25 protein-coding genes are annotated in these 26,163 nt (G+C 42.5%); 12 read left to right on the top strand and 13 right to left on the bottom strand.

Features of this window, described 5'->3' with window-relative positions; translation table 11 throughout:
* Nucleotides 1-10: 10 nt before the first annotated feature.
* Nucleotides 11-448, bottom strand: a complete 438-nt coding sequence (locus M3593_RS17020; RefSeq protein WP_251543610.1) for an acyl-CoA thioesterase — start codon at nucleotides 446-448, stop codon at nucleotides 11-13.
* A gap of 398 nt (nucleotides 449-846) precedes the next feature.
* On the opposite strand from M3593_RS17020, the gene M3593_RS17015 reads away from it, so the two are divergent.
* A complete protein-coding gene (locus M3593_RS17015) occupies nucleotides 847-990 on the top strand; it encodes a hypothetical protein (RefSeq protein WP_251543611.1) in 144 nt (47 codons plus the stop codon).
* 702 nt (nucleotides 991-1,692) lie between these two features.
* Here M3593_RS17015 and M3593_RS17010 read toward each other — a convergent pair.
* Nucleotides 1,693-2,583, bottom strand: coding sequence for an acyl-ACP desaturase (locus tag M3593_RS17010; RefSeq protein ID WP_144475495.1), 891 nt, complete (start codon nucleotides 2,581-2,583; stop codon nucleotides 1,693-1,695).
* 342 nt (nucleotides 2,584-2,925) lie between these two features.
* Between M3593_RS17010 and M3593_RS17005 the strand changes: the two genes are divergently transcribed.
* Entirely contained in the window at nucleotides 2,926-3,270 is a 345-nt protein-coding gene (locus tag M3593_RS17005) for an avidin-fold protein (protein ID WP_251543612.1), read from the top strand.
* Nucleotides 3,271-3,368: 98 nt separating this feature from the next.
* On the opposite strand, the gene M3593_RS17000 is transcribed toward M3593_RS17005, so the two are convergent.
* Nucleotides 3,369-4,001 carry a LysE family translocator gene (locus M3593_RS17000; RefSeq protein ID WP_251543613.1) on the bottom strand — a complete coding sequence of 211 codons (633 nt, stop codon included), beginning with the start codon at nucleotides 3,999-4,001 and terminating at the stop codon, nucleotides 3,369-3,371.
* A gap of 254 nt (nucleotides 4,002-4,255) precedes the next feature.
* Between M3593_RS17000 and M3593_RS16995 the strand changes: the two genes are divergently transcribed.
* Nucleotides 4,256-4,693: a VOC family protein gene (locus tag M3593_RS16995; protein ID WP_251543614.1), complete on the top strand. Its 438-nt coding sequence runs from the start codon at nucleotides 4,256-4,258 to the stop codon at nucleotides 4,691-4,693.
* A 144-nt stretch (nucleotides 4,694-4,837) separates the two neighbouring features.
* On the opposite strand, the gene M3593_RS16990 is transcribed toward M3593_RS16995, so the two are convergent.
* On the bottom strand, nucleotides 4,838-8,053 hold the full coding sequence (locus tag M3593_RS16990; RefSeq protein WP_251543616.1) for a M36 family metallopeptidase: 3,216 nt from the start codon (nucleotides 8,051-8,053) through the stop codon (nucleotides 4,838-4,840).
* A gap of 274 nt (nucleotides 8,054-8,327) precedes the next feature.
* Between M3593_RS16990 and M3593_RS16985 the strand changes: the two genes are divergently transcribed.
* On the top strand, nucleotides 8,328-9,224 hold the full coding sequence (locus tag M3593_RS16985; RefSeq protein WP_251543618.1) for a carbohydrate kinase family protein: 897 nt from the start codon (nucleotides 8,328-8,330) through the stop codon (nucleotides 9,222-9,224).
* 506 nt (nucleotides 9,225-9,730) lie between these two features.
* On the opposite strand, the gene M3593_RS16980 is transcribed toward M3593_RS16985, so the two are convergent.
* Together M3593_RS16980 and M3593_RS16975 are read right to left on the bottom strand one after the other, a co-directional pair.
* Entirely contained in the window at nucleotides 9,731-10,567 is an 837-nt protein-coding gene (locus tag M3593_RS16980; RefSeq protein ID WP_144475500.1) for an STAS domain-containing protein, read from the bottom strand.
* 148 nt (nucleotides 10,568-10,715) lie between these two features.
* The gene (locus tag M3593_RS16975) at nucleotides 10,716-12,875 is read right to left on the bottom strand and encodes a PAS domain-containing sensor histidine kinase (protein WP_251543620.1); all 2,160 of its coding nucleotides are present in this window, start codon (nucleotides 12,873-12,875) and stop codon (nucleotides 10,716-10,718) included.
* A 421-nt stretch (nucleotides 12,876-13,296) separates the two neighbouring features.
* Here M3593_RS16975 and M3593_RS16970 point away from each other — a divergent pair, with 421 nt between their 5' ends.
* A complete protein-coding gene (locus tag M3593_RS16970; RefSeq protein ID WP_483308924.1) occupies nucleotides 13,297-14,991 on the top strand; it encodes a methyl-accepting chemotaxis protein in 1,695 nt (564 codons plus the stop codon).
* 138 nt (nucleotides 14,992-15,129) lie between these two features.
* Complete coding sequence (locus M3593_RS16965; RefSeq protein ID WP_144475503.1) at nucleotides 15,130-15,339, top strand: hypothetical protein; 210 nt, start codon at nucleotides 15,130-15,132, stop codon at nucleotides 15,337-15,339.
* A 137-nt stretch (nucleotides 15,340-15,476) separates the two neighbouring features.
* On the opposite strand, the gene M3593_RS16960 is transcribed toward M3593_RS16965, so the two are convergent.
* From M3593_RS16960 to M3593_RS16930, 7 genes are read right to left on the bottom strand one after another with little or no spacing between them, the layout of a single operon-like run.
* A complete protein-coding gene (locus M3593_RS16960) occupies nucleotides 15,477-16,472 on the bottom strand; it encodes a histidinol phosphate phosphatase domain-containing protein (RefSeq protein ID WP_251543624.1) in 996 nt (331 codons plus the stop codon).
* Complete coding sequence (locus tag M3593_RS16955; RefSeq protein WP_251543625.1) at nucleotides 16,444-17,259, bottom strand: DeoR/GlpR family DNA-binding transcription regulator; 816 nt, start codon at nucleotides 17,257-17,259, stop codon at nucleotides 16,444-16,446. Before M3593_RS16955 ends, M3593_RS16960 begins: the two co-directional genes overlap by 29 nt.
* 30 nt (nucleotides 17,260-17,289) lie before the next feature.
* On the bottom strand, nucleotides 17,290-18,306 hold the full coding sequence (locus M3593_RS16950) for an ABC transporter ATP-binding protein (RefSeq protein WP_353056106.1): 1,017 nt from the start codon (nucleotides 18,304-18,306) through the stop codon (nucleotides 17,290-17,292).
* Nucleotides 18,303-19,211 carry an ABC transporter permease gene (locus tag M3593_RS16945; RefSeq protein ID WP_251543627.1) on the bottom strand — a complete coding sequence of 303 codons (909 nt, stop codon included), beginning with the start codon at nucleotides 19,209-19,211 and terminating at the stop codon, nucleotides 18,303-18,305. The genes M3593_RS16950 and M3593_RS16945 overlap by 4 nt, the downstream gene beginning before the upstream one ends.
* Nucleotides 19,208-20,056: an ABC transporter permease gene (locus M3593_RS16940; protein ID WP_251543629.1), complete on the bottom strand. Its 849-nt coding sequence runs from the start codon at nucleotides 20,054-20,056 to the stop codon at nucleotides 19,208-19,210. Before M3593_RS16940 ends, M3593_RS16945 begins: the two co-directional genes overlap by 4 nt.
* Nucleotides 20,034-20,891 carry an alkaline phosphatase family protein gene (locus M3593_RS16935; RefSeq protein ID WP_144475508.1) on the bottom strand — a complete coding sequence of 286 codons (858 nt, stop codon included), beginning with the start codon at nucleotides 20,889-20,891 and terminating at the stop codon, nucleotides 20,034-20,036. The genes M3593_RS16940 and M3593_RS16935 overlap by 23 nt, the downstream gene beginning before the upstream one ends.
* Nucleotides 20,881-21,972, bottom strand: coding sequence for an ABC transporter substrate-binding protein (locus M3593_RS16930; protein WP_251543631.1), 1,092 nt, complete (start codon nucleotides 21,970-21,972; stop codon nucleotides 20,881-20,883). Before M3593_RS16930 ends, M3593_RS16935 begins: the two co-directional genes overlap by 11 nt.
* A 471-nt stretch (nucleotides 21,973-22,443) precedes the next feature.
* On the opposite strand from M3593_RS16930, the gene M3593_RS16925 reads away from it, so the two are divergent.
* The 6 genes from M3593_RS16925 to M3593_RS16900 all read left to right on the top strand — a co-directional run bounded on the left by M3593_RS16925 (nucleotide 22,444) and on the right by M3593_RS16900 (nucleotide 25,919).
* Nucleotides 22,444-23,049, top strand: coding sequence for a TetR/AcrR family transcriptional regulator (locus M3593_RS16925; protein ID WP_251543632.1), 606 nt, complete (start codon nucleotides 22,444-22,446; stop codon nucleotides 23,047-23,049).
* Nucleotides 23,046-23,456 (top strand): transcriptional regulator Spx, encoded by a 411-nt coding sequence (gene spx / locus M3593_RS16920; protein WP_144475510.1) that lies wholly within the window; start codon nucleotides 23,046-23,048, stop codon nucleotides 23,454-23,456. The genes M3593_RS16925 and spx overlap by 4 nt, the downstream gene beginning before the upstream one ends.
* Nucleotides 23,457-23,495: 39 nt before the next feature.
* On the top strand, nucleotides 23,496-24,242 hold the full coding sequence (locus M3593_RS16915) for a GTP pyrophosphokinase (RefSeq protein ID WP_251543635.1): 747 nt from the start codon (nucleotides 23,496-23,498) through the stop codon (nucleotides 24,240-24,242).
* Between the two features lie 260 nt (nucleotides 24,243-24,502).
* Nucleotides 24,503-24,931, top strand: coding sequence for a MarR family winged helix-turn-helix transcriptional regulator (locus M3593_RS16910; protein ID WP_251543637.1), 429 nt, complete (start codon nucleotides 24,503-24,505; stop codon nucleotides 24,929-24,931).
* A 34-nt stretch (nucleotides 24,932-24,965) separates the two neighbouring features.
* On the top strand, nucleotides 24,966-25,601 hold the full coding sequence (locus M3593_RS16905; protein ID WP_251543638.1) for a nitroreductase family protein: 636 nt from the start codon (nucleotides 24,966-24,968) through the stop codon (nucleotides 25,599-25,601).
* 21 nt (nucleotides 25,602-25,622) lie between these two features.
* A complete protein-coding gene (locus M3593_RS16900; protein WP_251543641.1) occupies nucleotides 25,623-25,919 on the top strand; it encodes a putative quinol monooxygenase in 297 nt (98 codons plus the stop codon).
* Nucleotides 25,920-26,163: the final 244 nt, after the last annotated feature.

The raw sequence follows: 26,163 nt of genomic DNA, 5'->3' as shown, positions 1-26,163 counted from the left end.
CCTTTCGTTGCTATTTTTCTAGTTCCACTAAATATTCCTTCAATCGCCCTTTTGTTTCAGAGGAAAGCGGCGTCGATTTTCTAGTGTCGTCATCCATTTGCACAATGACGGTTTCTGCCACGGCAGCAAGCTTTCCATTTTGATAGATTCCTTGGAATAAAGAAAATGAACTGTTGCCAACTCTTGTAATGGCACTTCCGATTTCCACCGTTCCAGGCCACCGTATTTCTGAAAGTAAATCCAGCTTCTGGCTCGCTATGACAAACGAGGCCTTTTCAGCATGCAGCGGCTCCTTTGCATAGAGAAGCTCCGTTCTTCCCGTTTCCAGGAAGGTTGAAAACAATGCGTTATTTACATGTCCCTGTCGATCCGTATCTGCATACCTGATCTTGTCAAATGCCTTTAGTGGGAAATCTTCATATTTGGGTCTCGTCTGCAATACCATCATTCCTCCTGCCACTAGCTTTTAGAGTCATATACTAGATAAACTCTTCAACACCTTTAGCAATAAATCCTTCTTCATCATACCTTTACTACATTTCTTGCCCCAAAACACTGAGGGACACAGGGCAGGTTCTCGCATCTCACGCGGGAACCGAAGTATTTTTGTTTAAGGCCATATAGCCAAGAAAAAAAGAAGTAGCTCATTTCAGACTGTACGCGAGACAATATTGCTAGATTCCTAGATTCTTAGATTCTTAGAATTTACAGGACACTAGAACCGTCCCCCTTGCCGTCTCACTTAGCCACTGTAAATTTTATTTTTCAATGAACCTATATTTAAGTTTCAACAAACCATTTTTTAGGTAAAAGTATCTAAAACTTTAATCACAGGAGGAGTCTTATTTGGCGAAAGAGGAAATAGTCATTTATCAAGGAAAAGAATATACTATTGTGCATCAGTATGAATCTGGCTATGTGGAAATCAGAAAGCTAAAAAGCAGAAGTATTGAACTGGTACACGAGTCGGAATTACAATCGCGCAACTAATTCGGATTTCTAGAAAAATGGTGATTTCACAAAAATAAGACGCAGAAACCGCCCCATGTCTCCTTTTGTAGGTAAAAGATACCCTTATGAGGCCTCGAACACTTGCCAAAGGGTATCTTTATAGGTGAAAGGGGACCTTATGAAGCCTCAACACCGTGCATAAGGGTATCTTTATGAGCGAAAGGTGCCCTTATGAAGCCGCAACACCATGCATAAGGGTCTCTTTATGGCTGAAAGATGACCTTATGAAGCCTCAACACTGTGCATAAGGTCATCTTTATGGGTGAAAGGGGACCTTATGCAGCCGTAACACCGTGCATAAGGGTATCTTTATGGGCGAAAGATGACCTTATGTGACCTCGAGACCGTGCATAAGGGTATCTTTATGGGTGAAAGGTACCCTTATGAAGCCTCAACACCGTGCATAAGGGTCTCTTTATGAGCGAAAGGTGCCCTTATGAAGCCTCAACACCATGCATAAGGGTCTCTTTATGGCTGAAAGATGACCTTATGAAGCCTCAAAACTGTGCATAAGGGTATCTCTATGGGCAAATGATGCCCTTATGAAGCCGCAACACCGTACATAAGGGTATCTTTTACGCGAAAGGCGCCCTTATGAGACTTTGAATCCCCGGAACCGTTCTCTTATCACATAGTTAATCAACAAAAAAACCAGCAGAATCCCCCGCTGGTTTCAACTAATCATTTTGTTTTATAAAACCTGTCCCTTACCCTTTTTAAACGGGCATGATACCTCAGGATATCAAGCCTGGCTTTTTCAGCCTCCGGTGCAATCGGCCGCAATTTCTCAATTTCCCAGTAGTCTACAATCACATCAAGTACCTGATCAAAATACTCCAGCGGACCGTAATTGGCTTCCTTGGCAATGATGGACATCCGGTCTTCAAAGTCAGGCATGACGGCACCTGGCATTTTGAAATTCATGATGACATTCCCCAGGTAGTAGCAGTAATTAGGCTCCAATTGCAGATGATATTTTATGACATCACGGTAAAAGGCGTAATGCAAGGTCTCGTCCTTTGCCAGGCGCCGCAGCAGGCTGGACAAATCCCGATCGTGCGGCCCCGCTACCTTTGCCACATTATTATAAAAGACCATGGTGGCCAGCTCCTGCAGAGAGGTATAAACCATCGTCTCAAATGGCGTATGGAAGTCAGGGTTCCAGCCATTTTCAACGGTTTGCTTGTGCAACTGGTGAAGCCTGTCCGGATTGACATTCCGCGTGATTAATAGATAGGTTTCCAGCAGGTTTGAATGCTGATCCTCTTCAGCTGTCCAGGTATGGACGAAATCCTTGATGACCGTTAATGATCCTTTGAAGGTCTGGTCCAGATAAGAGGTGAACCATGGCAGATTCACTTCCGTTAAGAGTGCTGTTTCAACGGCCGTAATTACGGATGCAGGCAGGGTCACCTGGCTTTCGTCCCAAGGAACACGCCTGAAATCCTGAGCCTTATCCCATGGCAGGAATTCGTGATAGCCCCAGTCTATCTTCTCCGCCCTCTTCTTATGTTCTTCATATAATTCTCTGACCTTTGGTTCAAGTCTGAAATCTAAATGGTTAGTTAGCAAAGTACACCCTCCATGACGAATAAAGTTTGTTTAATAAACCGAAATCCAATCCTGAAAACTTTTTACAACTAACTTATAGGACCTGTTACTAATTTAACTATACCATATTAACACTATAGAAAACTAAGATTTGTATTCTTCTATATAACTTCGGGACTTTTATCCTCTGTTGCTAATGGAGGTTTCAGGTCCGCTACCGAAAAGAGATTAAACGACTGCATTGTGTTATGTGGGATTTGCCATTTATGATGTATATATGGAACTCATCACATATGAAGTCATTTCAATTTCTGTATTCTTCTTGGTCGTAACCAGGATAGAAACATTAAGGGGAGAAAAAATATGATTAATTATAACAATCGTACTTTTGTATCAATTGATAATACTGCTAACGGGGAAGTGTCTTCAAAAACAACCTTTAGATATAAGCAAGAAGGGAATATTATCTCAGCAACGTACAGTGGAGGAGAAATTGTCAAAGGCTTACTAATTGGTATTGTTAAAGAAGATGGATGTTTAGCGTTCAGGTATAACCACATTAATAGAAGTAATGAAATTAGAGGAGGAGAATGTGTATCAACTCCTGAAATCCTGTCTAACGGTCGAATCAGGCTGTTTGAGAAATGGAAATGGCTAGATGCAGAACAAACTGAGGGAAATTCAATTATTGAGGAAGTTGTAATTTAAATTCATTAAATAGCGAGAGGTCATTTTCAGTCTTTCGGATTTTAGTTACCCAACAAAAAAACCCCTTGATATCGTTAAAATCAAAGGGCTTACCCACCTTAATTATGTGCCTTTTCTAGAGCCAGTTTTATCCCAAAACCTATCAGTATTGCACCTGTGATTCTTTCAATAATATTTTGTGTTTTAGGTTTTTTCATAAAAGCGCTAATTTGATTGATTAAGAAGACATAAAGCACAAACCAAACCGCAGTCAATACAGTATAAGTGATGCCCATCATAAGGAACGGAATAAAGGTATTACTTCCAGGTTCCACGAACTGAGGCAAAAAGGTTAAGAAAAAGACAGCCACTTTGGGATTTAGAATATTGGTAAGGAAACCTTGTTTAAAACAGGATGCGTTTTCAGGGTGGGTTTTAGTGATCACTTCAGCGGTGGCTGCCTCCTCTTTTTTTCTCAAAGACCATAAGGTTCTGACACCAAGATAAATTAAGTAAACTGCACCTGCGAATTTGAAGATAGAAAATAATAACGCTGATTTTACAATGATTGCCGAAAGGCCTAATACAGCAGCAGAAGTGTGGATCATAAGGGCGCAACAAGTGCCTAAAACTGTTTTAAATCCTCCGATTCTCCCAATGGCAACTGTATTTTTTGTCGCAATGGCAGTATCGGGACCAGGTAAAATAATGAGAAAAATACACATGAGGACAAACAGATAAAAGTTTTCCATATAACTCCCCCCTTTTGGTTAACGATAATATGTAATTCTTACACTGTATTATATATAAACCGTATTATTAAATGAATATAAATCTTTTGAAAGTTCAGATGGTTTTACCCGGGAAGGATCAGCATCTTATGTATCGACATCCTTCAGGCCTGGTTTGTTGAAGGAGAATTCCTTTTTTAAGCGAATTAGAATTTCAAATAGTCCTAACACGCATACTGGGTTTAAAAATATCAGGAATAGAAGAGGTGTAAGATATGAAGATAAAAAGAATCGATCATGTAAGTATAAATGTGAATAATCTTTCAGAGGCTAAAGCGTTTTTTATTGATTTAGGACTTGAAGTGCAGGCGGAATGGGAAATGGCCGGAGAACAGTTGGACAGAATAGTTGGGCTAAATGATGTTAAAACGACATGTGTAGGACTTGGGATGCCAGATGGTCAGGCATGGATAGAGTTAGTCAAATTTCATACACCATCCGATGAAAAAGGGATTCAGCAACCTTCTGCTAATACGCTAGGTATCCAACATATTTGCTTCTCTGTTGAAGATATTGAAGCCATTGTTGCCAAATTGAAAAATAGGGGCACTGAAATCTTTAGTGAGATCCAGCAATATGAAGAAAGTTATAAGCTATGCTACGTTCGGGGTCCAGAGGGAATTATTTTAGAATTAGCGGAGAAAATTGGATAAATCTTTTAAAAAGTTTCTCCTCAACTAGCGGGTTTACCAAACCCTTTAGATTCTATGCAATATAACAGCCGGCAAAAAAACAGCATGCTAAATCCTATGCGATTTAACATGCTATTCCGGTTGTTATTTCTTTTATCATAATCCCTAATAAGGACTAGCAGCTGTAAAAGTAAACGGTACATTTGCTCCCGAATATAATCCGACATACACATAGCGTGTGCCGCCCGGGATGACCCCTGTTTCGTCAGCTCCAGATGTGGCCACACTTCCAATTAGCTCAAAGTTTTTATTATAGAAATAGACATCATAGTCATATGACCCGTCATTGCTTCCTTTTAGTGTGAAGTTATGGATGCCATCCCCATATTGCTCTGGAAGGGTCACAACATATCCATCTGCCCCCTGGGATGCCGGCTCTGGGTTTTGCGTTGTCACGAACTCATTCTCTGTAACGGCGAGAGTCGCTGGTACACCTGCCAGACTTCCGATTCCTGTTCCTGCATTCCCTGCCTGAACCGTGCCTTCGGCTGCAAACGGTGCTTCTGGTTCTAGTTTAAGCGGTTCAATCTTTGATTTCTGCTCAGAGAAGGCTTGCACTTCAGCCACTTGAACGAAGCCTTTTGCATTGTCCTGCGCATCATGTGCGACAAATTTAAGGTATTTTGCCTCTACTGGCTGAGGGAGATCGATTCCCTGGTAGTGAAGGTCCGCTACCGTTGGTCTTGGCTTCCCGGCTTCAAACTTACCTTTCCAGACGGTTGTGAAGTTTTCACCGTCAATTGACGTCTGCAGGCTGAAGTTTTTCAATGTGGCAAATCGTGAACCTGAGATATCCTTCATGGCACTCACTTGAACATGAGAAATTTCCACTGGCTCATCTCCCGCAAGGTCAACGATGAAGTCCGCGCCCAGGAACCCATTTTCTTGCGTATTTGAGGCAAACACACTGGCTTCCGTGTCGTCAATCGCAAACTTAACCGGGTTGCTGTCCGATGATCCGGATACATTGGAAATCGATGCCCCGTTAAAGGATGAGGCGACGTTTGGCCCAATTGTGAACGTTAATCGGTTCTTTTCCCCTGCCTTGATGGCTACATCACGGATGGTCCTGGATCCGAAGCCTTGTGCCTGAATCGTAATATCGTAGGTTCCTTCTGTTATATATGCCCCAAAGTCACCCTTTTGCCCGGATACCGCAATTGGGCTTGTTCTTGCCTCGAATTCACCGATGATGATTCGTGCATCCTTGATCGGTTTATTCGTAGCAGCGTTAACGACCTTACCAATTAACTGTCCATTTCGCTGTCCATCTGGATGGTTGAAGCCAGGAACTGGATCCGTATCATCACCGCCCTTGGATAATGCATTGGCCCCTAAGCCCCGTTGTGCGAATGCGGTCCATAGAGCTTCATAGTGCTTTCCATCATAGCGTTCAAAATCTGCTGCGATGATGGCGGTTCTCATGTCTTCCATTGATGGGTCAGGAACGGAGATTGGCATCGCATCCATGACAAGATGCTCGATGACTGATTCTGCTTCTGTTTTCCCTAGTCTATCAATCAATGTATCTCTTACATGCCATAAAATAGATGCCCAAATATCGCCGTCTGAGTGAACCTCTGGTCCGCCGACATCATAGCCAACATCCCCATAATTGTATGGAGCCTCATCAAGTGCATAACTGCGGATGCCTCGTTCTGCATTCCCTGTCACATATGCTCCAACAATTGGCTTTTCCTGCAATCCTTTTTTCACTAGATAGTGCATTCCAAAGAAGTCGCCCCAGCCTTCGCCCATCGAACCTGACTGATGGCTGCCGAGTGCTTCCCCGCCGGCAACGAAACGATTCGTCAACGCATGGGCATATTCATGATAAATGATTCCGGCATCAAAATCGCCATCTGCATATTGTCCTTCGAATGAACCTGGTATCGGTTCCCAAAGGAACATTCCGCTCCATGCCGGAATTCCATCCGGCAGCGTCAGCATGTAGGCATTATCCCGGCCCGTATATGTTGGCTCCCCGCCTGACAGCGCTCCTGCCTGAACAAGGCCCAAGACTGCATCGCCATCTACTCCGCCTTTTCCGTAGTTGGAAAGCTGCAGGTTGCCAGCTGCTTCTGTCCATCCCAGGTTGTAGAAATAGTCGTGGAACAGATTATGATGGTAAAACAAGTTCGTCGCTGCACTGTTTAAGTCCTCGGCATAGGATGGAGGTGTCGTTTGCCCGTTTGTCTTTTGCCAGGCGTTTTTAAATATGAAGCTAAAATCGCCGTCTAATGCAAGTGGACGGACAGCTTGATCTGCCGGAACTAAAAAGTTGCTCCAATTCGCATACGAGTTGGCGTTGTTTCCGAATGTCGTCAATCCCAGGCTTGTGCCCGGAATCAGCCATCCTTTTGGGGACGCCTTTGGATCTCCTTTAAATGACTTTGCAACCTGTGTTCCGCCAGCTGTTGCACCAGGATAGTTCTCAAAAATCAGCCCCTCTGTTTCTAGTAGATAATCAACGAGGGAACGCTGATATAAAAGTTTGCCGTTCGCGGCATCGATCACCATCTCAAAGCCTTCATTCAGCTCCTTGATGAAAAGCACCCGAAACGCTGGCCGGACACCATCCTCCGTTATAAAGGTTGCCTTCTTCACACGCTGCTCAGCCGGCAGTACCTCTCCTCCATCAAAAACGGCCCAGCCGTTTTCCGTACGCAACAGCTTTGAAACAAAACTTACGCCTGGCAACTTCAAATCCACAGCTTTCTTTAACGCATCTGCTTCTGAAAGCTGGAAGTCTGCAATCAGGCCTGTTTTACGGCTTAGATTCCCTGCTGCGGAAAGGATTTGACCATCTTTATTGACGGCGATGATCACACGTCCTCCGTACATTGACTCAATGCCATCAAATGTTTGCTGGAGGGTTACGGGACGCAGCCCAGTTCCTGGCATTTCGAAATTTTTGCTTACCACAAAGGAGTCAATGTCCGAGGGCTGAAGACCATATAGCGCCGCATTTTCCTTTAACCAGTTGCGTGCAATCGTCTCAGCGCTCTCATTAGAAGGAGCTGTTAAATATCCCTTTTCTTTAATAACGGTTGATGGAGTGCCAAACAGGTTGTTCCACTTAATCTTCGTTCCGGAACCGATTGATTGAATCAGTTTGTTAGCCGCATCAAGCTGATCCTGGTTCGGCAGAACGCTGTTTACCACATTTCGGACATCATACAGATGGGACTCATGATCCTCTTGGATTCCCTCTGCGGTCACAGGGCCTTTTACCTCATCAGCATGGATACCGCTTGTTAACAAAACCTGGCCAGCCAGCAGTGTCGAACATACAGCCGTCACGAGCTTCCGTTTTTTCATCTATACATAACCCTCCTCGAAAAATCTTGTTTCAAGGAAAGAATACGTGAGTCTCCTCTGTTTTACCTCTCATGCAAGGGCAAAATACATACTATAGGTCATGAAAATACTACTAAGAAACTATGGAGGATAGGACTTGTGGATAGGTCACAGAGACGGTTTCCGCCGGGACACCCGGACGGTTCTCAGTCCCCTATGTCTCACACGCTTCCCAAGCATCTTAATTAGCTGGTAAACTATTCGTAAATCTTTTACGAACGGAAGGAGCAGCACTTTGAAAAAGCACGGGATTATATCACTAGGCGAAGTAATCGTTGATTTGATCGCAACGGATAACTCTAATACAACGTTTCAGCGATTATTAGGGGGAGCCACTGTTAATGTGGCTGTCGGGGTTAGCAGACATGGCATTCCATCGTATTATTTATGCAAATTGGGAAGGGATGAAAGCAGTAAATTTGTTGAGGGCGAATTAACGAAGGAAAAGGTCGATTTTTCTTTTTGTTCTTATGATTCGATTAAAGAAATCTGCTCAGTTTATATCTACTTAAACGAACTGGGGGAACGTTATTTCCACTCGTATGTAAACGAAACGCCTGATGAGTGGATCACTGCAGGGGAGATTGATAACGCCCCTTTTCAAAAAAGTAAGCTATTTTACTTTGGATCTGGCACTCTTTTTCACCCTATTGCCAGAAAAACAACGGAACAGGCTATCCGCTATGCCAGAGAAGAGAATTTGAAAATAGCATTCGATACCAATATCCGGCTGAAGCGATGGGAAAGTGAGAGCCAGTGCAGAGAAACGATTCTTTCCTTTGTTCAAAAAGCCGATATCGTAAAAATGACGGAAGATGAATTGCAATTTTTAACTGAAACAGACACTCTTGAAATTGGGTTAGAACACATTGCAAAATTGGAGATCCCTTTCCTATTTGTCACGAAAGGAAAGGACGGCGCATACGCCATACATAAAGATAGAATCGTACATGTCCCTGGAATTCCGGTAAAAGCGATTGACACAACAGGTGCCGGTGACGCGTTCATGGCTGCCCTTCTATCCCGATTCCATGACAATGGTATCCCTAAAAACGAAGCTGAATTACGGGAATATACTGAGTTTGCCAATAAAGCCGGTGCACTTTCTGCCACTAAGTTGGGGGCTTTATAAAGAGTCTGTTCTCCACTTTACGGTTGGTCTCTGTCTTCTCTATTACAATTTACAAAACAACCAGTACATGCGGAATTATGAGAAGCCGGATGCGTGCCCATTACCGAAAGATATCCTTATGTAAACTCTAAGCCTCATCAAAGGGTATCTTTATTGCCGAAAGGTACCCTTATGTGACCACGAACCCCTCCCAAAGGGTATCTTTACCCCCGAATGATACCCTTATGTGGCCACAAACTCACCTCAAAGGGTACCTTTACCCCCGAATGATACCCTTATGTGATCTCATACCGCTTCCAAAGGGTATCTTTATCCCTGAAAGGTACCCTTATGTGACCTCAAATCCCTCCCAAAGGGTATCTCTATCCCTGAAAGATACCCTTATGTGACCACGAACCCTTCCCAAAGGGTATCTTTACCCCCTAAATACACCCTAATGTGGCCTCAAATCCCCAAAACAAAAGCCCTCCTAATCATTAATGATCAAGGAGAGCCTATTTTTAAACTTAAGCAATCTTTACTTTCAATAACCTCTCCATAGCCATATGCAAGTCCGAGGTTACCGGGATGTCCGAAACATTAACGCCTAAATTAACCATGGTTTGCGCGATCTCTGGGCGAATACCAGAGAGTATTGTATTTATCCCTAACAGTGACAATGCTCTTACTACTTTGAAGATCCTGTCAGCAACCATGGTATCAATAATCGGCACACCCGAGAGGTCAATGATTAAATGTTCCAATGAATATTCACTGCTTTTCATCAGAGCTTTGTTCATCAATTCTTGAGCTCTCTGGGTATCTATATCCCCTATTATAGGGAGTACGCCAATCTTATCTGAAATTTTAATGACTGGAATGGACAATTCCAGCGCAGAGGCTTCTGCTACATTGATTCGAGTGTAGAACATTCGTGTGTAGGATATGCTTAACCAATGTACAGCGCGGTCAACTACGGCATCAAAGTCAGATAATAATTCATAAAAGTCGGCTATTGGCAAATTAAGCTCAATCGCTTCATCCTTGATTATGTGTCCTATAAGGTTTCTATAGTCTCTGACTTCATCGAGAGCAATCTCCAGCGGAAGGTTGTAGTTCACTAACGTATCTACTGCTTCCCGCCCCCATTCCTTTAATACTTCGAATGTAGTTTCTAAATCACTCGCAACAGAAAGTGCATATATGTCAACGATATTCTCACGCCACTCTTGTAGCTGGGAGTCAATTCTGGTTGATGTTTGGTGGGAATTCAGCTGAGTTTTGTGTTTAATGAGCCGTTGTTTCTCTAAAAGAATCTTATCAGATATTTTTTGAAGAAAATCAACTTGTGTTTGTTCGCTCATGGTTTCTCACTCCCTAAAAAGGTATTGTCTATTTAAGGGTAACATATAAGCTGATTAGGATAAATATTTGGTTATTTGTACCAATTGCTTTTTTGCCTCCATTCCATAAAAAAGAAGCACAAAATCGTCCTTGTGCTTCTACAACCCTCTATAAAATTGGCAATGTGATTGTCACGGTTGTACCTTCGTTGAGTTTGCTTTGAATGGTCAGCTGTCCTTTGTGGACTTCGATTAATTTCTTGCAAATCATCCATCCAAGCCCGATTCCTTTTTCATGATTGGCAAAGTGGGGTTCGCCGAGTGTTTTCAGTCTTTCGGGACTGATTCCTTTTCCGTTATCTTTGATATGTATCTTGACGCAGTCACTTTCGGTGACTGCTTCCACTGCTACTTTGGCGAAAGGAAGGTTTTCGATTGAATCCATTGCGTTTTCAATCAAGTTATTCAATATATCGATCATCTGCTGTTCGTTGCCAAGCAGCTTCGTCTCTCGTGTCAATCCCGTTGCATTGAGGCTTAGCCGGGATTCTGTATCCCGATTTTTATAGACAGCTTCCTCCAGCAAATCAACTATTACGACTGGATTAAGCTGTGAATTCCCATTCTTCCCTAGCTGCAAAATTTGCTCAATAAACTTTTCAATATTAAGAATCTCTAATTCCATCAATTGATAATAGTGATCAGGGATCCGATCATTCATCAATTGCAGGAACCCTTTAATACTTGTAAGCGGGTTCCGCACCTCATGGGCGATACCGGCTGCAAGATTTTGCAGCATCAACAGCTTTTTTTGCTTTTGCAATAGCTCTTCTCTTTCTTTTAAATATGTGATGTCCTCTGCAACGCCAGCAATCCTTGTCATGTGGCTGTCAGTATTCCTGACATAAAAGACTCTTTCCTTAATCCAGCGGCGCTCTCCATTTGGAAGTTTAATATTATAAGAGACCATCTTCCCGTTTTCATCGGCACTATCAATATTATCTTGTTCGATTTTATAAGACTCCAAGGGTGACAAATCATGATGTGAGATAGTTTGTGGGGAGATCCCGATTAATTTCTCAAAACCAGGACTGATGTAGGTAAAACACTCTGATGTAATGTCTTTGATCCAGAAAATATCGCTTATATTTTCTGCGAGCTGCCTGAACTTTTCCTCACTTTGAACGAACGATTGGATTGCTTCCCTTCTTAATGAAACATCTCTTGCAAATACTAGTGAGCCTGTTTGATTATTCATAGAGATTTGTGTCGCATGAACCTCCAAAAATAGGATCGTACCATCAAGGCAAATGAACTTTTCTTCCAAAACGCCAATATTTCTATTTACATGAAGCTGAGCAATCCGCTGTTTGACTATTCCATGATATTCATGGTGAATGAAGTCATAAATAGATTTGCCAATAAAATCATAGGCTGAATCTCCTTTCAGCAATTTCACGCCTGCGGGATTCATGTATTCCACTTTTTCATTCTGCTGGACAAAAATCATTTCAGGAGAGTGCTCAATCAGCTTCTGATAAAGATCCTGGCTTGCCTTCAGATCCTTTTTAAGGGTGTTCTCGGCCGTGATATCCCTTGCAACCCCAAGAATGGAGAGAATGGTACCGTCATCATTTCTAATAGGAGAAACAGAAACGTGAAAGTCGACTGACTTGCCATTGATCTCCATCTCGCATTCATAAATATAGGAAGAACCATTAAAAGCAGCATCCATGGCAGCTTTGTGCTTGGAGTCAGGTGTAAATCTCACTACATCTTCTACTCGTTTCCCGATAATTCTATTTCCTTCCGGATGATGACGATCCATCCACTTCCCATACAAACCAGTATAGATATGATCTGTATTGACTGTGAAAATCAGCTCATCCATGGCTTGAATCAATGTATCGAATCGGTGTTCAGCCTCTCTATAATGAGGTTCGTCCATTAAAGTGGCCGTCATATCTGAAATGGTGATGATTGAATATTTCCAATCTCCCTGAGTATCACAAACGACACTCTTGCTTAATTCAAACAACCTGATGGTCTCTTCATTGTGGATCCTGCATTGAAACAAATGAGTTTCACAAAGCTCCTGATCAAATAAAAATTGATCCATCATACCGTCTTCATCTTCTGAAAGAATCTGTAAAAATGGACTTAATGTGTTTTTTCCGATTAGCATACTTGGCTTTATATGAAGCTTTTCACTTAAACTCTTATTTAGAAACATAATTTCCTGTTGGGAATTAATAATCAAAATCCCTGTCGAAACACCATCCAAAAGAGAATAGTCCGTCAGTTCCATTACTGTTTTTACATCATTCATCGTATATCACTCCCTCTGCTTTTCTATTAAAAAGCGCTCCTGCCCAAATCGTAGCAACGGGAGTTAGATTATTTGTGATGACTCATCGTAAAATTTTATGTAAATGTTTAGGGGATGAAACTGAATGTAATTATAATGGTTGTCTATTATACCAACCATTGCCCCTATCATAACACACTAAGTATAGAACGAAAGCTTAATCACAATAATTATTGGAATCTTGCGAAAAACTTACGAAAACTCATCATTTCTACTTTCCATCGCCTAAAAACCACTGGATTTGTCCTCATAATGCCATAAATTCATTAAGAATTATTCCCTTCCAAAAATAGAAAAATTAACCTTACAAAACCTTAACATTCAATTTACAATCTGTCGGTATACTAAATTTAATAGGTCGATAGTATCATAATTGGAGGTAATGATTTTGAAGTTTACCACAAGGCTTTCATCTTTCACCCTGGGCACGCGTCTTCTATTCTTATTCCTCTCCCTGCTGATGGTTTCGGTCATCACCGTGGGTGTCAGTTCCTATGTGAAAGCAAGGGATATGGCTATTGAGACGGTCGAGCACCGCCTTGGAAGAGAAGCGCAATTAATCGGCTACATAGCCGAGAATTTGAAGTTTGTGTATGTAAGTGACGAAGAATATTTCAAGCAACAGCTTGAGGCCAATGTCCGCTTACAGCAGAAAACTCTTAAGGATGATGGAATGGTTTCAGATTTCTTTTATATTCGAGAAGGAAAAGCTGCTCCTTTCAACGCGAGCAAAAAGTCAGCATTTACCTTTTCTGATAACCAGATTCAATCCATCCAAAAATCCAGGAACGGAGTGATCCACTCTGAATTCAATGGAGACGACTACACGATTGCTTTTAATGAAATGAAAGAAATCAACGGAATTTATGTGATCGTGATTCCGACCAGTACATATATGGGGCCCGTTAACGAAATGGCCTATTTTACGATCATCGTCATCATAACAAGTCTATTAGCAGCGACAATCATGATCAGTCTGTTTGTCAAAAAACTGACGAAGCCTTTGAACGAACTTCGGAATACGATGAAAAAAGTCCGTGATGGCCATCTGCAAAGCGCTCCCGTCATACGGACCTCAATCCCGGAAATCAACTCTTTGCAAAAAAGCTACAACAGCATGATTGAGCAGATGATGAAAATGGTTACGGAACTGTCTGCAACGACAAAAGAGTTAAGCAATACCGGCAATTCGCTGATGGATTCTTCCCAAAGCTCGCTGGCAAGCAGTCAGCAGCTCGTCGCAGCCATCCATCTTGTCAAAACGGGAGCAGAACAAACCGCAGCCAGCTCAGAGACAAGCGTTCGAAGCTTTACGGATATGAAGGATATGATTGAAGCAATGGTAACGAATATGGACAGTGTGTTGAGCAGTTCGGCCACAATGAATGCTTCCGCGGCCAGCGGCGAAAAAAACTTGAGGGAGTTAATCACAATGATTCACTCTTTTGAAACAGACTTCAAACAATTAGCCAGCACAGTCCGCCAGGTAAAAGAATACTCGCATTCGATCACGAAACTTGTTGGGATGGTAAAGGCGATTGCTGATCAGACAAGACTGCTCGCGCTCAATGCCTCGATTGAAGCAGCCCGGGCTGGGGAAGCTGGAAAAGGCTTTGCTGTTGTTGCCAATGAAGTCGGCAGTCTTGCCGAACAATCCGCAAAAACGGCTGAGGAAATTACCCAGGCCATCGGAAAAATGGAGAAGATTACGGTAGGTGCCACCACAGAATTTGATGAGATTCACACGAAAATCAATACAAATTTATCGATGGCAAGCAGCTCACAAACTTCCTTCGACGAACTGATGAACGGGATATCCGCCGTGAGCAGCAGGATTCATTCTATGCAAAATGATCTAAAAGACCTTGAGAACACCCTTCCGCAACTAGCTGAAGGAGCCGACCGCTTCCTTTCCGTCTCTCAGGAAACCCTGGCAAGCGTAGAAGAAATGCTAGTAGCAAGCGAGGGCCAGGTCGACCAGATGGAAGCGACTGATCAAATCGGCATGAAGCTGAATAGCCTGGCCAAGTCATTATCTGAAATCACCAATCAGTTCAGCCTTGAAGGCAAAGCCTGATCCATTGAGATCGGGTTTTTCTTTTAATAAATAACTGAATCTTCTTAAAAAATTCTTAATAATTCACCTGCATCTTCTTAATATCCTTCCTATACTCTATTGGTAATCGTTCCTATTAATCTAAAGGAGGATTCACCAATGAAAAGCAATCTTTCTGCAGAAGAACAAGAGAAATTAACAGACTTAAAGTTACAATTAATGAATGCCCTCGACCAAGATGAACGGCACTCCATTTTGAAAGAAATTGAACAATTGCTCAACAAAGCGAAATATCGGCATAGATTCGTGAAGACCCTTGAGAGAAACTGGGATCATTCCCAGGTCTCATTCGGAAACCAAAATCGTTAAGAGCCCGCGACAAATTTTAGAGGATAGCGAAATGGCTATCCTCCTTCTTCTATATGTTTTATGAAAGAGACTTTTCAAGTTCTCTAAGTTTTCGTTATGTCAGCCTTAACCATCCAATCTTTACGGATATTGAATGTCTAGAGCGGCCTCATCAGCCTTTGTCTCTTTTCGAACGTTGCGATTTCTGTGACACCTTTTCCCATCAGCATGCTTTTGATTTGATCCGAGTAAATGCCAAGATCGTTCGGAAAATGTGAATCGGATGACATCGTGAACTTTACGTCTTCTGTGACCAATACATCCAAAAACCGGGGGCTAGGGCACATTTCCTTGACCGGGTATCGATAATACAAGCCAGGGTTGATTTCAGTCGCAACATCATTTTCAACCAAGACCCTCGCCACTTCTTTATACATTCCCAATAAGGATTCTTCGTCTGGACGATGATTGAATACTTTCATATTGTCAAGATGGGCAATAAAGTCGAACATCTTGCTTTGTGCTGCCTTTTTCACCGTTTCAAAATGTTCCTTATATAGCTGAACTAGATCATATTCCTGGAATGTATCCTGAAGCTCGGGGTTATCAAATCCCCACCCTTGATGAAAGTGAACAGATCCAATAATATAGTCAAAATCATACCCGCTTAAAAGTGACTGCAGCTCTGCTTCTCCGCCGACAAAATAGTCTGCTTCGATTCCGAGTTTCAGTTGTACTCCCTTTGCTGCCCATGCTTCTTTCTGGGAATTGATGAAACTGACAAACTCATCGAGGCTTCTGACCATCACCTGGTCAAGCCATTTGGCCTGTTTGCTGCCTGCTTCACTTGATGATACATCCATGAACTTTCTGAAGTAGGCTTCTGTTTCCTTGAATCGGTACAAATGATCCACAATCCCTACTTCTTTTATTCCTTTATTTAAAGCTTCCTGCAGGTAAAGGTCCAGCCACCATTGGGAGTATTCCCCTTCAGCTAACCGTCTGCTTATTCTCACCATACTTTCATTCAGCCATTGTTTTGAATGCCACATTTCTCCATTTGGTTCAAAATGCTCCATTGCCTTTAAAGTCTTGTCCACAAAAGAAAGGGAGTACGGACCTTCTTCAAGATGGATATGATAGTCTACTTTCATGATTCCCATCCTTTCTCCATGATGGATCCACGTTGATCCATTCATATCGATTCTGATGCCAGTCATCCGGCTTTTCTTGATCGCAAATAATTTTGGTCAGGTTGGTAATCGGTCCTATTTCAAACAGGGATTTTTTATTCAGTTTTGAGGAATCTGTCAGGAGGATGGCTTCGCGGCTGCACTTCATCATTACCTCTGATACGAGTGATTCCTCGATATCAAAGTCATATACAGCCTCCTTAGTCAGTCCGCCGCAGGATATGAAGCTTTTATTCAAATTAAATCTTCTTAAAAATTCAACTGTGTACGTTCCTTTGACGGATAGCTGGTAAGGATTCGTGACACCCGGAAGCATGATGACCTCCGCAGTGATCCTTCCTTCCTCAATCGCCAGATTAAATCGATTGGCTGCACTCAAAGAGTTCGTCACAATTGTCAGTCCATGCACATCTTCCAGCATATCTGCTATATGCACAGTAGTCGTGCCTACATCCACACCAATTGTATCGCCATCTTGAATCAACCCTGCTGCATATCTGGCAATTTGCTTCTTTTCTTCAAGGTGAAGGGACAGCTTTTTGGCATAGACCATCTCTTTTTCCACTGAACTAAAAGCTACGGCCCCGCCGTGTACCCGGCTGACCTTTTCATTCATTTCCAGTTCGGCTAAATCCCTGCGGATCGTTTCCGGCGTCACTTCAAGGCAACTCGCTAATTCTGTCACCCACACTTTTTCCTGCTTTTGCAATTGTTCTAAAATGAAGTAATGGCGCTGATTTTTATTCATTTCACTGCCCTCTATCAATCTATATTTCTGCTATCCCTCAATCGCGACAATGTGATCCTGATGGATATACAATTCTGTCTCCTGATCCAGTTCTCTCTTATCCAGGTCACGATTCAGCAGATCAACTGTCAGCTTCACTGAACCAGTATTGTAATAGCATCGAATGGTACTTCCCAATGTAATCGCATGTTCCAGCTTCCCTTGAAAACGGATGGCCTTTTCGCCCATCATCGGTTCGAGACTGATCGTTTCACTGCGGATCGCATATTTGTTGTTTCCAAGTTTCGGAGAAAAAGTGGAATCCAATTGTTTCAACTCGCCAGCTGATAAAATATTGTAATTTCCGATGAAGGTTGCGACAAAGTTAGTTTTCGGCTTGGCATACAGTTCCGAAGGGCTTTCCTGCTGAACGATCTTCCCTTCACTCATGACGAAAATCCTGTCTGATAAAATCATCGCTTCTTCCTGGTCATGTGTCACAAAAATCATCGTGATTCCGAGTTTCTTCTGCAGCGCTCGAATATCCATCTGCAGCTGCTTCCTGATTTTTGCATCCAGGGCACTTAAAGGCTCATCTAATAATAACACTTTTGGTTCGGTCACAAGGGAACGGGCTAACGAAATCCGCTGCTGCTGTCCGCCTGATAGCTGCTCAGGATAATAATCGGCCTTATCCTCCAAATTCACTAATTGCAAGGCAGCCAATACTTTTTCCTTAATGACTGACTTCGCCAGCTTTTTAACCGATAGGCCAAACGCGATATTCTCATAGACTGTCATATTAGGGAAAAGCGCATACGATTGAAACACCATCCCTACATTCCGATCCTTTGGCGCCCGATCACTGATTTCTTCTCCGTCCAGATATACTTCTCCTTCCTGGAACGTTTCCAAACCAGCTATAACACGAAGCAGGGTGGACTTTCCGCATCCACTTGGACCAAGTAATGTAATCAATTCACCTTTTTCAATCGTAAGAGAGATATCTTTCAAGACTTTGTTTTCACCATAGCTAAGAGATAAATGATCGATTGCGATAAAGTTCATATTCTCTGCCTCTTTTCTTTTTTGACTCCGATTTTTAAAATGGACACAGATTTTAATGGTTCTGCAAGCGATATTCTGTCGGCTCTTTTGCCAGGAACTTGTTTGCGGTTTGAATTCTTCCGGCCTCTTCTATCCGGAGAGGTTAAATACGTAATCACCAGGCTGATCAGGATCAACAGGATAAAATAAGCGACCATCACGGAACTTGCCAGGTGGCCATTCTCATTCATCCTTCTAAGCATATAAATCCGGATTGTTTCATAACGGCCGCCAATCAATAGATTCGTAAGGACAAACTCTCCAAAAAAGCTTGAGAAGATCAATAAAGTTGTAATCAGCAAGCCCAGCCGGATATTTGGCAGGATGATCCTGATAAAGGATGTAAATCGATTGGCTCCCAGAATTTCGGCGGCTTCGATTAATTTTTTCGTTTGGATGCTCTCAAGACTATTGCGGACACCCTGGTACATGAAGGGCAAGGAGCCAATAAACAAAGCGCCTACCAGAACCAAATACATCGGGATCACGGAACCGGAATACATCCTGAGCAGCCCCGTAGCTAAAATGACCCCAGGTATGGCATATGGCATCAGGACCAGGCCTTTCATGAATTGATCCACCTTTGGGAAGTACGTATACACCAGGAATACGGTCGGCACCATCACAACTAGTACCACTGCCAATGTCGTGAACGTTAAGGTAAAGGACCGTACGACAGCTGAAATGAAATTTGGATCCTCGATCAGCTGGATAAACCATTTAAAGGTGAAATCATTCGGCAGCATCGTGTTGGACCACTTTGTCGATGTTGCATAAAAGAAAGTAGAGACAAACGGAAAAAGCATATACAATCCAAAAAGGGCGAGGATCAGGTAACTGGTGTAATGTGTTTTCTTTGTCTTCATGCCAGATCCCTCCTGACTTTCTTCAGAAGTATTTGTGACAGGGCCAGAATCGCCATCATGATGACGGCAAACAGTACAGCCAGCGTACTGCCAATCACAGGCCGCGCATAAATATCACCTGATACAAGTGCAGCAATCCGGATGGTGACCAGGTTGATATTGCTGCCGGTCAAGGCATAAGCCGTTTCATACGTGCCCATCCCATTGGCAAACATAATGACGAAGGTTCCCGCAATACTTGGCATAATACTAGGCAGTCCAACCTTTCGCCAGTAAGTCCCGCTTGAAGCTCCCAGCATGAAAGCAGCTTCCTTCCACTCTCTTTTGATTTTTTTCAGTGAAGGATAAATAAAGAGAATCCCGAGAGGAATTTGGAAATACAGGTACGTGAGCGCCAACCCCTGCCATGAATAGAGCTTGAATCCGTTGATCAGCGGGAGGTTCGCATCTTTAAGAAATAGAGTGAACACCCCTGAATTTCCAAGAAGGATGATAAAGGCGAATGCCAGTGGAACACCGGCAAAATTTGCTGCTACATTGATATACACAGTCAGTTTATCCTGGACCTTTTCCGGCAGATTCGTCATCGCATAAGAGACAATAATCGCCAATACAAGCCCGGCAACAGCAGAGAACAGAGAAATCAATCCGCTGTTCAAAAAGGACTGTGAATAAAAGGAATTGGTCAAGACTTCTATATAATTGTCTAGCGTAAAGCCTCCTGTGGATTCGCTCGTAAAACTTGATGTAATCATGAGCGCCATGGGAATCACTAAAAACATCACAGTCATGAGAAAGAACGGGACCAATAGCAGTATCGTTTTACGCGATTGTTTCCTTTTCAACTGAATCCTCCTCGCTTTCCAATACACCCCAGTCTAGTTCCTGCATCTTATGCCCTTTTTCAATCCCAAGCATGTTGCAGACAAGCGGAGCTAATTGAAGCTGTTCGACCACTTTTGAACCAATATGCGGTCTGATACAATCCGAAAATAGGAATAACGGAACCTCACGATGTTCAGGCATAGTGCCGCCGTGATTTCCGAAGTCATCCATTCCGTGATCAGAAGTGACCAGGATTTGATAACCCATTTCCATCCAGATTGGCAGATAGACTCCTAATATCGTATCGATTCGATTGACCGCCTGACGGTATTGAATGGAATTCCCAGTATGCTTGTGTCCTTCATCATCAATATTCATCGAATGCACATACATGAAATCAGGCTCGCAGGTGGAAATGATATGATGAGCATCCTGAAAAAGGTGTGAATCTGGATACGTATCATCCGAATAAAAGATCCCATGCTGGATATTCCGGCTTTCGTCATGCTGGATCCGGTCCTCGAGCATCGAGTACGGCGCCCGATTGTACAGCTCACTTACCCAGTGGTAAGCAGCCGCGCCAGTCTTCATCCCCGCCTCTCTTGCCAGGGAAAAAATGCTTTGCTCTTTCGACCTTTGGACAGAATAATTGGTAGAAATCCCATTTTCATGTGTGGGAACACCTGTCAGCAATACTTCATATAATGGCCTCGAATTACTGGGCGTTTCAGATTGCACCTTAAAACGGCTGGCCAGTTTCTTTTCAACGAAATGATTTAAAAATCCTAATTGCTGGATGGCAGTGTCGTAACGACAGCCATCCAACGTAATCATGATTACTTTATTATTTGGCATTGACTAACACCTCTTGTTGCCATAACTGAGGTAATTCCATGGCAGTTTGATCCCATGCACTGTAGTCTTTTACTGGCTCGGCATTCTCATATGCCTTATCCGGCAGAAGCTTTGCCTGAACTTCTTCCGGCAGCTCCACATCACGGATCGGACGAGCATACCCTTTTGCCAGGTTGGTTTGGCCTTCATCCGATAAAATGTATTCTCTCGCTAACTTCGCTGCATTCGGATGCGGAGCATTTTTGTTAATCACTGTTGTATACCCGCTCACTACTGAACCATCTGTTGGAATCGTCACTTCAAAACGCTCCGGATCGATTTGGTCTCGATAGTTCAATCCATTAAAGTCCCATACGATCGCAACATCGATTTCGCCTTTTTCTAAATTTGCCACACTGACATCAGCGGAGGTCAAGCGGCCCTCTTTTGCAATTCCCTTAAAATAATCAACGCCCGGTTTGATGTTTGTTTCATCCCCGCCATTCGCAAGTGCTGCAGCCAATACCCCAAATTGCGCCTGGGTTGCTTTTGTCACGTCCCCAGTGGAAATGCTATAGTCTCCATTCGCAAGTTCTTTCCACGAAGTTGGTGCTTTATCAACATTTTGCTTATCCGTAATGAAAGCAATCGTCCCTGTATAACTTAACATCCAGTCGCCGTTATCATCCTTCGCCCATTCAGGGACATCATCCCAATAGGAAGTTTTGTACGGCATTGTTAGTCCTTTCTTTTCTGCCAGCGGTCCAAAGTTAATGCCTACATCCCCAATATCTGCTGTGCCATTCTTTCCCTCTGATTCGAATTTCGCCAACTCTTCCGCACTTGACATGTCCGTATCAGATTGAGTAATTCCGTATTCAGCTTCAATTTGGTCCCAAGTGTCAATCCAGTTCGCCCAAGTATCCGGCATCCCGACACTTGCGATCTCCCCTTCTGTTTTCGCTTTTTCAATGATCGTATCAACAGAATCTTTTTCATTCACATTCGACGCAGCACTTTTATCATCACTATTTCCACAACCTGCTAACGCTAAAGAAATCATTCCTATTCCAACTGCTGCCTTAAATTTTGTCAATTTCATGATAACCTCTCCCTGTCTTTGTTTTTTTCATTCAATCGATCTTCGACACCAAACAACTCCGGCGCCCCTATGTTTGAAAATCTTCGGACATTCATAACGCACCTTAGTGGAAACGAATACTGATTGCCCCCTTACGTCAGAAGTTGAAAATGAAATTCTTTTCTCGTAATCAAACATGTTTTTTTGCTTTTTGTTTGTTTCATGTCTGTTTACACCTATAAATCTATCAACCAAATATAAAGCAGACATTTATCGTTCATTAACATTATGTAAAAGATTATTAAGGTTGATTAACAATCTTTCCTATCAGCCCTGGATGCGATGCACTGCTCCATCCACCTTTTTCAAGAAATATGACATGTTGTCACATTGACATATGACACTGTGTCATATATTATTTAACTATAATATGACACAGTGTCACATCCCTAAACTGAGGTGATTACCATCCCTAAGCAAACGTTTTTTAATTTGCCAGAGCCTAAAAGGAAAAAGCTTATTGAATCAGCAGAAACCGAGTTCACCAGGGCTCCCCTTTTCGAAGCGTCCATCGCGAATATTGTGAAAGAAGCGGGAATATCGAGGGGCAGCTTTTATCAATATTTCGAGGATAAAGACGATTTATATTTCTATTTATTAGAGGATAAATTGAAAATGGCCAAAATCTATTTCAGCGCATTATTGGAAAAACATCAGGGTGACTTAATCGAGGCACTGATTGAACTCCAGAATTACTTCTTGCTTGCCTTATCAGATGAAGAAGAGAAGCAATTTTTAAAAAATGCCCTGCTCTACACCACAAATAGAGTCGAAAGCTCTTTTACAAGTATCTGGGATGCTTATCTGGAAAAAGAGGAATATAAGAAGATCGGGAAACTGATTGATCGAAAACTTTTGAATATCCATGCAGAAAAAGAGCTGCTGCATATCTTCAAAGTCGTCTCTGCGTTGGCCTTTAACAACTTAATTGAAAAAACGGTAAAGGGCTTATCGGATGAAGAGGCAATTGAATCGTTCAAACTTAGCATGAGTTTGCTGAAACACGGAATCTACCATTCGGAGGTGCACGATAAATGACTGTAACGATTTATGGATTAGGATGCAGATCAACGAAGAAAGCAAGAAAGTGGATGATCAATAACAAAATCCCTTTCGTCGAAAGGAATATGATGGAGGAGCCTTTAACGGTTCGTGAACTTCAGGAACTGCTGCGGATGACAACGGATGGCACGGATGACATTATCTCTAAGAGATCCCTTCCATACAAGACCCTTAATATCGATTTTGACAAACTTTCCTTAATTGAGTTACTGGAGATTGTCCATCAACATCCACGGTTATTAAAAAGCCCGCTGATCGTGGATAACAAGAAGCTTCAAGTTGGGTATAACGAGGAGGAAATCCGCCAGTTCCTTCCGAGGAAGGTTCGTAAATTCCAGTGGCTGCAATGGAAAATGGAACATTTATACCCTCTCGAGGGATAGCAGGAAACTGAATTTCAAACTTCAAGGAGCAGTGTACAAATGGAGGAATTGACTCAGCAGTATACCATCAATCCTAAAAAATTGCGGAACGACCTAAAAAGGTTTTCGTTACTCTATAAATTCGCATTGGATGAAATCAATACCAAAATCAATATTTTAAAAGAAGAATTCATCCACATTCATGATTACAATCCAATCGAACATTGCAATTCAAGAATTAAATCACCCGAGAGCATCATGAAAAAACTGCAAAGGAAGAACCTTGAGTTTTCAATTGGATCGATCAGGGAGAATATCAAAGACATAGCCGGAATCCGGATCATCTGTCCCTTCATTACGGATGTTTATAAAATAAGCCAGATGATTGAAAAACAACAGGACATAGAGCTGGTTGAACGAAAGGATTATATCAAAAATCCAAAACCAAACGGTTATCAGAGTCTCCATCTCATTATTAAAATTCCGGTTTTCATGTCTGACCGAGTCGAAATGGTCTTTGTCGAATTGCAGATCCGTACCATCGCCATGGATTTCTGGGCCAGTCTCGAGCATAAAATTTACTATAAGTATGATAAGGAGATTCCGGAAAGGATTAAAAAGGATCTTAAGGACGCAGCCCTTTCTGCTGCTGAACTGGATTTGAAAATGGAGAGGATCAATAATGAAGTCGCCCATTTAAAAGGGCAGGATGATGCAACTGAAGACCTTCTTCTTTTACAAAAGAACAATGTCCGATCCTTCCTTAATGGGTTTTTGGTGGAGGTACCTAAAGACTTAAAAAGGTAGGTCGTCTCAACTCTCGCGAAGCAATGGATAATCCTTTGCTTCTTTTTGCCCTTCAGTCCGTGGGACGCACCGTCAGCTATCCCTCCCTAAAAACAGAAGCATAAGTTTCATCCCTTTGCTTTAAGATATAAGAGAATTAGCTTTTCTGTTGGGATCCTTAAATTCCCAGGGTTCATCATTTGACTTCACGGTTATTTCATACTATATTAGTTGACGTATCAATAATTGAGCTATCAATTAATCAAAGGCGGCGGTTGCAGATGGAGAACGGCAGCATGGAAAATGAACTCATCATCCAAAGGTTGTCCGAGATAAACAAAAAAGCCATGGCGAAGTTTGAGCGCTGTGCTGGCATCAGTCCATCACGGCTTGAGATTCTCCGGGTAATTTATGAATCGGAGGTAATCACTCAGAGGGCACTTCAGAAAAAAGTCAATATTGATCATGCGGCGGTGACCAGGCATCTGAAACAGCTTGAAGATGACGGGATGGTAATCCGCAGGAAAAATTCTGAAGATCAGCGGTTTACCTATGTCCAGCTGTCTGAAGAGGGAAAACGGAGAGTGAGCGCGTACTGCGAAGAAAAGAGACGGTTCATTTCCAGCTTCCTGAAAGGTTTTACAAACGAAGAAACTGAAACTCTTCTCCAAATGCTTACACGCCTCCAAAAGAATATAGAAGAGATTTAACCTTACACCAAGACGAACAGAAGGAGAGTACAACATGACCACACTTACACAGAACGACTTCAAAGAAATCATCACAGGACGCCGCTCCATCAGGAACTATGATCCTGACGTGAAAATCAGCAAGGAAGAAATGGCGCAAATCCTTGAGGAAGCAACTCTGGCTCCATCCTCCGTGAACCTGCAGCCATGGCGTTTCGTCGTGATTGATTCGAAGGAAGGAAAAGAAACCCTTGCACCTTTAGCAAAATTCAACCAGAGACAAGTCGAAACATCAGCGGCCATGATCGCAGTGTTTGTAGACATGAACAGTGAAGAATACCTGGAAACGATCTATAATACTGCAGTGGAAAAAGGGTTCATGCCAGCTGAAGTCAGAGACCAACAGGTTCCCGCAATCGCAGGACTTGTGGAAACCATGACAACCGAGCAAAAGAAAGAAATGTTCCTCATCGATGCTGGACTCGTTTCCATGCAATTGATGCTCGCAGCTCGCGCACACGGCTATGATACAAACCCAATTGGCGGATACGAAAAAGACCAAATCGCAGAAGCCTTTGACCTGGACAAGGATCGTTTTTACCCTGTCATGCTCATCTCCATCGGGAAAGCCGCTGACCAGGGGTACCAATCAGTCCGCTTGCCTGTAGATGTCATCGCACAGTGGAAATAATAGAAAAAGGAGAAATGAACAATGATTATCATTCATGCCGGTTTTCAAGTAAAAGCAGACGTAGAACAGGAATTTCTAAAAGAAATAAAGCCATTAATCGAAGCATCAAGAGCCGAGCAAGGCAATGTTTCCTATGACCTTTTAAAAGACACCGAAGAAGCCGGTGCCTACACAATGGTTGAATTATGGAAAGACATGGAGGCCGTCAAGCATCATAACCAGGCAGAGCATTTTACCACCTTCATGGCCAAAGCACCACAATTCATGGCCGCTCCAACAGAAGTAAAGCTATTTAATGCCGAGCCGATTTCAAAATAGAAAGCAAAGGGACATTTCCTTCCAGCCAAGTAATGGGTTTTCTTTTGAAGTGCAAATTTGAAAAAAGCATTATGAAATAGCAGGCCAAACCGCTTAATAAAAAAGGAGCTAGATCTAAAAAATCTTAGCTCCTTTCATTTGTATTCTTTGTTCAAGTAAAGCATCCTATAGTATAGGTGCATTATTTTTGATTTAATTGATTTTTAAAACTTAACTTAATAAGTTTTATAACAAATTAAAATAG

The sequence above is a fragment of the Mesobacillus sp. MER 48 genome (assembly GCF_023714225.1).
GTDB classification, from domain to species: domain Bacteria; phylum Bacillota; class Bacilli; order Bacillales; family Cytobacillaceae; genus Mesobacillus; species Mesobacillus oceanisediminis_A.
This window is presented reverse-complemented; position numbering and strand designations above follow the sequence as displayed.